Source organism: Bradyrhizobium acaciae (assembly GCF_020889785.1).
GTDB classification, from domain to species: domain Bacteria; phylum Pseudomonadota; class Alphaproteobacteria; order Rhizobiales; family Xanthobacteraceae; genus Bradyrhizobium; species Bradyrhizobium acaciae.
Genome location: NZ_JACMYK010000089.1, coordinates 22472 through 28701, shown reverse-complemented (window position 1 = coordinate 28701; position 6230 = coordinate 22472). Strand labels below are relative to the sequence as shown.

Sequence of the window (6230 nt, the reverse complement as noted above, 5' to 3'; positions counted from 1 at the left end):
CGTCAGGGACGCAGCACCGCCTAGCAGCGGCTGGAACGTACCACCGATGCCGGTTCGACCGGGACCGCAGATGTAGCCCTTGGACGTGTCGTTAAAGCGGACACCAGCGTAAGCGCCGTAGATGCTGGTGTTCCAGTTCGGATTCCAGTTGTGGACGTATGCACCGCGCATACCCCAGGTCTTGACCGACTGCTGCGAGCCACCGGTCACGAACACGGTGTCCGGCGCAAAGCCGAAGCCGATGCTCTGGTAGGCGCCGGCAACACCGGTGTTACCGAAGACGGTGTTGGCACCCGCCGAACCGGCGAGGTCCTGGATATTATAGCGGGTCGCACCGTCGGTGTAGACGCCCTGGATGTTGATGGTGTCGCCAGGTCCGGTCGGGATGTTCTTGATCGACAGGGCCAACTGACCAGCCCAGCCCCACTTGTCGTTCGGATGACCGGTCAACTCGTTGCCGCCGTAGTAAGCGACGTGGTTGTCATGCGCCGCGAACGACGCCTGGAACAGACCCCAAGCCTGGTCGACGCGCAGCATCGCGACGAGGTCCGGAGCGACCGTGCCAGCATAGTCGCTGACGCCGACGATACCGAGCGCGCCGGGAGGAGCGATCGTGACCGGAGCGCCGAGGTTGAAGACGCCAGCCTGATAGTAGGCCGACTGATCCTGCGCCGACAGAGAGAGCGACACGCCGTTGCCGAACTCAGCAGTGTAGGTGAACTGGTTCACACCTGTGACCGTGCCGCCGCCGCCGACGAGACCGTCGTAGCTGTTGCCCGGATAGGCGGTCCAGGGAGCCGAGAACTGCGAGACCGCCTTACCGATGGTGAAGCCGGCGAACTGGATGAAGGCGTAGTAGACGCCAACCGTACCAGCCGCAACCGCACCAGTATTGGCGTTGTTCGGCGCCTGAACCGTGCCGATCGGCGAGTAAACGGTCGCACCGTTGCCCTGGCCGGCGTAGCTATCCGAGGTCCAGTTGAACGTCGCATCGAAGAAGGTGCGGACCACGCCGTATTCGGTCGCAGTGCGCGTATCGATGTTCAGGTCTTCACGCGAGCGCCAGGTGTAGCCGTTGGTGAAGCGGTTCCGCGCGCCGGCAGCGCCCGAAGTGTTGCCGGTGTTGTCAATGTTCGAGTTCGCCACGACGTCGACGCGCAGGTAGCCGCCCAGCTTGATGCAAGTGTCGGTGCCCGGGATGTAGTAGAAACCGGGACCATAGAGCGAGCAAACCTTCACATACTCGATCGCCTTGGCCTTGACCGGAAGGTCGGCCGCCTTGGCTCCCCCGGCTGCGACGAGAACCGCCACCGAGCCGAGGATAAAGCTGTTCGAAATTTTCATGTTAACCCCCAAGTTCACGTATGTCAGGAAAGGCCACGGATCGCTCGGTGGCTCAGCGCCTTCGACACACCCTCCAATGCCCCGAGGGTCCGGCCATTCCTCACCGATTCCGAAAGCGCGAAAACAGCCTAGCGGATGGTTGCAGCGGGGCCTTACGAATTGTTCTGATAGGCCTCATCAGCTCTGCGAATGAGGCAGCCGGGTCGACCGTTGCGATGGACGGGCTTGGGAGCGCGGCCTTATGCGCCGCTCGCTCGCAGCCGGCTGTGACGTCGACCATAGGCCGCATAGATCGCAAGCCCGATCACGAGCCACACCGCGAGCCTGATCCAGGTGTCGAGCGGCAGGCCGAACATCAGGAACAGCGAGGTTCCAGCGGCCGCCGGGGCCACCAGCCAGATCGCCGGGGCCCTGAACGGCCGAGCCAGTTCCGGATCGCGCACGCGCAGCACCAGCGTGCCGATCGAAACCACCGTGAACGCGAACAGCGTCCCGATCGACACCAGTTCGCCGACCAGCCCGATCGGCAGCAGGCCCGCCAGGACCGCGGCAATGGTGCCGGAGAAGATGGTCGAGACGTAGGGTGTCCGGAAGCGCGGATGGATCTTCGCGGCAAAGCCCGGCAGCAACCCGTCATGCGCCATGGCGCGAAAGATCCGCGGCTGCGCCAGCAGCATGATGAGGATCACCGACGTCAGTCCGAACAGGATGCCGAGCTTGATGAACGGACCGAGCCAACCGATGCCAACGGCATCGATACCGACCGCGATCGGATCGGGCACGCTGAGCCGATCATACGGCACGATACCGGTCAGCACGAAGCCGACCGCGACATAGAGCGCGGCGCAGACGACCAGCGAGCCAAGAATGCCGATCGGCATGTCGCGCTCCGGCACCTTCACTTCCTGTGCGGCAGTCGAGACTGCGTCGAAGCCGATATAGGCGAAGAACACCACCGCTGCGCCACGGATCACGCCGGACCAGCCGAACACGCCCGGACCGGCATTCGGCGGAATCAGCAAGCCCTCCGGATTGCTCGACGTCACCCAGTTCGCGAGCGTCACCGAGGAGGCCGCGGTGGCGAGAAACAACGCGATGACGACGAGCTTGACCACGACGACGAAGCTGGTGAAACGCGCGGACTCGCGAATGCCGACCACGAGCAGCGCGGTGACGAAGGCGATGATCGCCATCGCCGGGATGTTGACGACCGCACCGGTCGACGACCACGCACCGCTGTTGGCGTCGTAGGCGAGCGGCGCCGAGGTGAATTGCTGCGGCAGATTGATGCCGAAATCGCGCATGAAGCTGACGAAATAGCCGGACCATCCGACCGAGACCGCGATCGCGCCGACCGCGTATTCGAGGATCAGGTCCCAGCCGATGATCCATGCGATCAGTTCGCCGAGCGTGGCATAGGCATACGTGTAGGCGCTGCCGCAGATCGGCACGGTCGACGCCATCTCGGCGTAGCACAGGCCGGCGAAGGCGCAGGCGACGGCACCAAGCATGAAGGAGAGCGTGACGGCGGGACCGGCATTGGCGGCCGCCGCGTGCCCGGTCAGGACGAAGATGCCGGCGCCGATGATGCCGCCGATGCCGAGCGTGACCAGTTGCAACGCCGACAGCGAGCGCTTGAAGACCGGCGTCTCCGCGTCGCCGTCGGCCCGTGCCGCCTCCCGCAATAGCTCGGAGGTCGACTTTCGATCCCAGAAGCCAGCCAGGGTGTCCGTCACGCCAGATGCCCTCCGCCGCTCGGGCCCGGCGGGACCCGACGCGATCAGTGGACTATAACGCGCCCAACGTCAGGTCGTTCGCGCGGATGGCGACGGCCGGAGCGTTTATCCACCACCAAGCGGGGTACCGCGCCCTTATTGGCATCGATGACGGCGACCGTCGCGGCCAAGGAAGGTACCGGACGCCGGGTCGAACGAACGATAACGGGCGCAAGAGGACAGTGCCGGCGGGATGGCGCCGTAGGCGTTCTCCGGGTTGCCGCTGTGCTGCGCCGCCTGCGCCTCGCCCCATGGCGTGAGAGCACCGCCGTCGATCGCACTCCGCCCCGGATTCTGGGCGTCAAAAAGTGCCGGCTCCGATATCTGGGCCGCCACCGGCGTGAACGTCATTCCCACCAGCAGCACAGCGGCTGCAACGGCCTTGAGCCCGGCCATATGACCTCTCCGATGCATCAATTGAAAATTGCCCTGGGCAGCAGGAACGCCTTCGTGCCCGGGCTTGATGTGGTGACGATCAAATTCCGGGCACAGGGGCAGCATGTCACAATGCTGCGAGGCTGCCCCAGTGGGCACGACGACTGCGGTTCGCGACTGACGTCCGGCCGCCGCTCAGCGGTTATGCACGTCAGGCCGCGGGTCGGAGACGAACCCGTCGCGGTTCGGCATCTTGACGGCCGCAAGCGACTTGGCGTCGAGCACGGCATTGGCCGGCACGATGCCGTTGAGGCTGAGGATGTAGGCGGACACCGCGTAGACGTCCTCATTGCTCAGCGACTGCGGCGCATTCTGCGGCATTGCGCGGCGGATGTAATCAAACAGCGTCGGGGCATACGGCCAATAGCTGCCGACGGTGCGGATCGGTTTGGGGCTCGCCAGCGTACCCTGTCCACCGACCAGGCGGTCACCGACGCCGCCCTGCCCGCTGTCGCCATGGCACGCCGTGCACTGCTCGGCGAACACGGCGCGGCCGCGTTCGACACCGCCGCTGCCCGGCGGAAGGTTGGAGCCGTCGCGACCGATATCGATGTTCCAGCCCGCGATCTCCGCAGGCGTTGCCGGACGCCCGATGCCGAAGCGATCCTCGGCCTGCGCAGCAGCGGCAAGCATCGCGATCGCCCCCACGAGAAACGCCGCCTTGAGCTTACGCCTGGCCATTGGTCACCTCGCCATTCGCATCGATGTGCCAGGGCCAGATTGCGTTGTTGTGGTAGAATGAGTTGAGGCCACGCACCGCCACCAGTTCTGCCAGCGTCGGCTGGATGTAGCCGGTCTCGTCGATGGCGCGGCTCTGGATGACGGCGGGAGTGCCGTCCCAGTGCCAGGGCAAACGAAAGCGCGTGAGCGCACGCGTCAGCACCGGCTCCTGAAGTTCGGCCTGCTGCCAGCTCTTGCCTTCGTCGAGCGAGACCTCGACGCTCTTGATCTTGCCGTGGCCGCTCCAGGCGATCCCCGTGATCTCGTGAAAGCCATGTGTGGTCAGCTTCTGGCCGCCGGACGGCCGCGTGATGATCGACTTGGCTTCCATGTAGAAGGTGAATTCGCGCGACGTGCCGTCGGGCATCGGGTCGGTGTATTTCGAGGTCTCCTCGCGCGAATAGGCCGGCTCGGCGACGACCTTGAGCCGGCGCAGCCATTTCACGTTCATGTTGCCCTCGAAGCCCGGCAACAACAGGCGCAGCGGATAGCCCTGTTGCGGACGCAGCCGCTCGCCGTTCTGGCTGTAGACCAGCATGGCGTCGTCGAGGCATTTCTCGATCGGGATCGAGCGCGTCAGCGCGGCCGCATCGGCGCCCTCGGCAACGATCCATTTGGCGCCAGCCTGCACGCCCGCTTCGTCCAGCACCGCCTTGAGCGGTACCCCGGTCCATTCCGCGCAGCTCAGGAGGCCGACGAGGTCCGAGGCCGTCTTGCCGTAGGGCTTGGTGTAGACCGGATTGCCGGAGCACTCGAGGAAGTGAATCCGCGACTGCGACGGAAAGCGGCGGATGTCCTCCATCGTGAACACTAGCGGGCGATCGACCATGCCATGCAACATCAGCCGGTGCTCGGCCGGATCGATGGTCGGCACGCCGCCATGGTGGCGTTCGTAGAACAGGCCGTTCGGCGTGATGATGCCGTCGAGCTCCTGCAACGGCGTACGGCCCGAAGCTGAGATATACTGCGGCAGCGTCTTCGAGATATTCTTGATGACGCCTTTCTCGTGGACCGACGGCGCGCCATAAGGCTGGCTCCCCATCGGATCACCGGGCGTTTTCATCCATTCCGGCACGCTGGGCGGAAGATTATTCCCTTGTTCGGCAAGCGCGGTAGAACCGGCAACTCCCGCGATCGCGGAGCCACCGGCCAGTGCTGCACCCGCCTGAAGGAAACGCCTGCGAGACGCCTCTCGCACGCGCTTGTCCGTCGTGTGTTCGCTCATCGACGTTTTCCTCTGACGTTAGGCGATGCAGCCTAACACCAAACGCCCGAGGCGAGGCAATGGTCCCGCGCGCAGAGCTGCATCGACGACGCCTCGTGGCGGTCACATCTGCTCGCCGGGCATTTGGCTGGCCTGCTTCACCCAGGCGGCGAACTGGGCTTCGTCGAGCTCATCGTTCTCGTGAATGTCGAGATATCGCGTATGCTGCTGCTTGGACTCGCCCGGCGGCACCGGATGCAGCGACGCGCCGCGAAAGAACGCTACTTTGACGTAGCGCGCGAAGACATGGATACCGAGGAACCAGCCTTGCCCTTCCATGCCGTAGAGTGGCGAATTCCACTTCACGCCCTTGTGCACGCCGGGAATGGTGCGCACGATGAGCGCGTCCAGCCTGCGTCCGATATCGCGCTTCCAGCCCGGCATCGCCGCGATATAGGCCTGCACGGGAGCGTCACCATACCCTTTCGCGATCTGCGGATTGCCGCCCGAGAGCAGGCGCGGCTTTGCAGTATCGCGCTTCGCGGCACTCTTCACGCTCTTTTTGGCAGCCTTCTTCGCGCTTTTCGCCGACGTCTTGGGCGTCTTGCCAGCCATTGTGCTTGTTTCCATCGGTTCGCGTATCGCGCACGGCGTCGGCCGCTCGAACAGGATCATATCGACCGTGCGCCCATGTTGTCGTCATCGACCGCAGGCGTTCGCGGCGGCGTATCGACGCGCGCGACCTTGCGCGC

Annotated in this window: 6 protein-coding genes; all 6 read right to left on the bottom strand. The window is 64.8% G+C overall.

All coding sequences use genetic code 11. The features are described from left to right. Nucleotides 1–1344 (bottom strand): porin (locus H8A92_RS27300; RefSeq protein ID WP_229198625.1); only part of this gene is annotated, 1344 nt, incomplete at its 3' end. A gap of 239 nt (nt 1345–1583) precedes the next feature. Further along, nucleotides 1584–3068 carry an amino acid permease gene (locus H8A92_RS27295; RefSeq protein ID WP_233285638.1) on the bottom strand — a complete coding sequence of 495 codons (1485 nt, stop codon included), beginning with the start codon at nt 3066–3068 and terminating at the stop codon, nt 1584–1586. Nucleotides 3069–3215: 147 nt separating this feature from the next. Further along, nucleotides 3216–3515 (bottom strand): BA14K family protein, encoded by a 300-nt coding sequence (locus H8A92_RS27290; protein WP_229198623.1) that lies wholly within the window; start codon nt 3513–3515, stop codon nt 3216–3218. Nucleotides 3516–3689: 174 nt separating this feature from the next. Beyond that, nucleotides 3690–4187 carry a c-type cytochrome gene (locus H8A92_RS27285; RefSeq protein WP_420831376.1) on the bottom strand — a complete coding sequence of 166 codons (498 nt, stop codon included), beginning with the start codon at nt 4185–4187 and terminating at the stop codon, nt 3690–3692. A gap of 34 nt (nt 4188–4221) precedes the next feature. Continuing rightward, nucleotides 4222–5499 (bottom strand): sulfite dehydrogenase, encoded by a 1278-nt coding sequence (soxC, locus tag H8A92_RS27280; RefSeq protein ID WP_229198621.1) that lies wholly within the window; start codon nt 5497–5499, stop codon nt 4222–4224. 102 nt (nt 5500–5601) lie between these two features. After that, complete coding sequence (locus H8A92_RS27275) at nt 5602–6093, bottom strand: DUF1801 domain-containing protein (RefSeq protein ID WP_229198626.1); 492 nt, start codon at nt 6091–6093, stop codon at nt 5602–5604. Between the last annotated feature and the right edge of the window lie 137 nt (nt 6094–6230).

Bases quoted from the DNA above. Each gene is read 5' to 3' on its own strand.
- H8A92_RS27290 (WP_229198623.1), bottom strand. From the start codon at position 3,515: ATGGCCGGGCTCAAGGCCGTTGCAGCCGCTGTGCTGCTGGTGGGAATG.
- H8A92_RS27285 (WP_420831376.1), bottom strand. From the start codon at position 4,187: ATGCTTGCCGCTGCTGCGCAGGCCGAGGATCGCTTCGGCATCGGGCGT.
- soxC (WP_229198621.1), bottom strand. From the start codon at position 5,499: ATGAGCGAACACACGACGGACAAGCGCGTGCGAGAGGCGTCTCGCAGG.
- H8A92_RS27275 (WP_229198626.1), bottom strand. From the start codon at position 6,093: ATGGCTGGCAAGACGCCCAAGACGTCGGCGAAAAGCGCGAAGAAGGCT.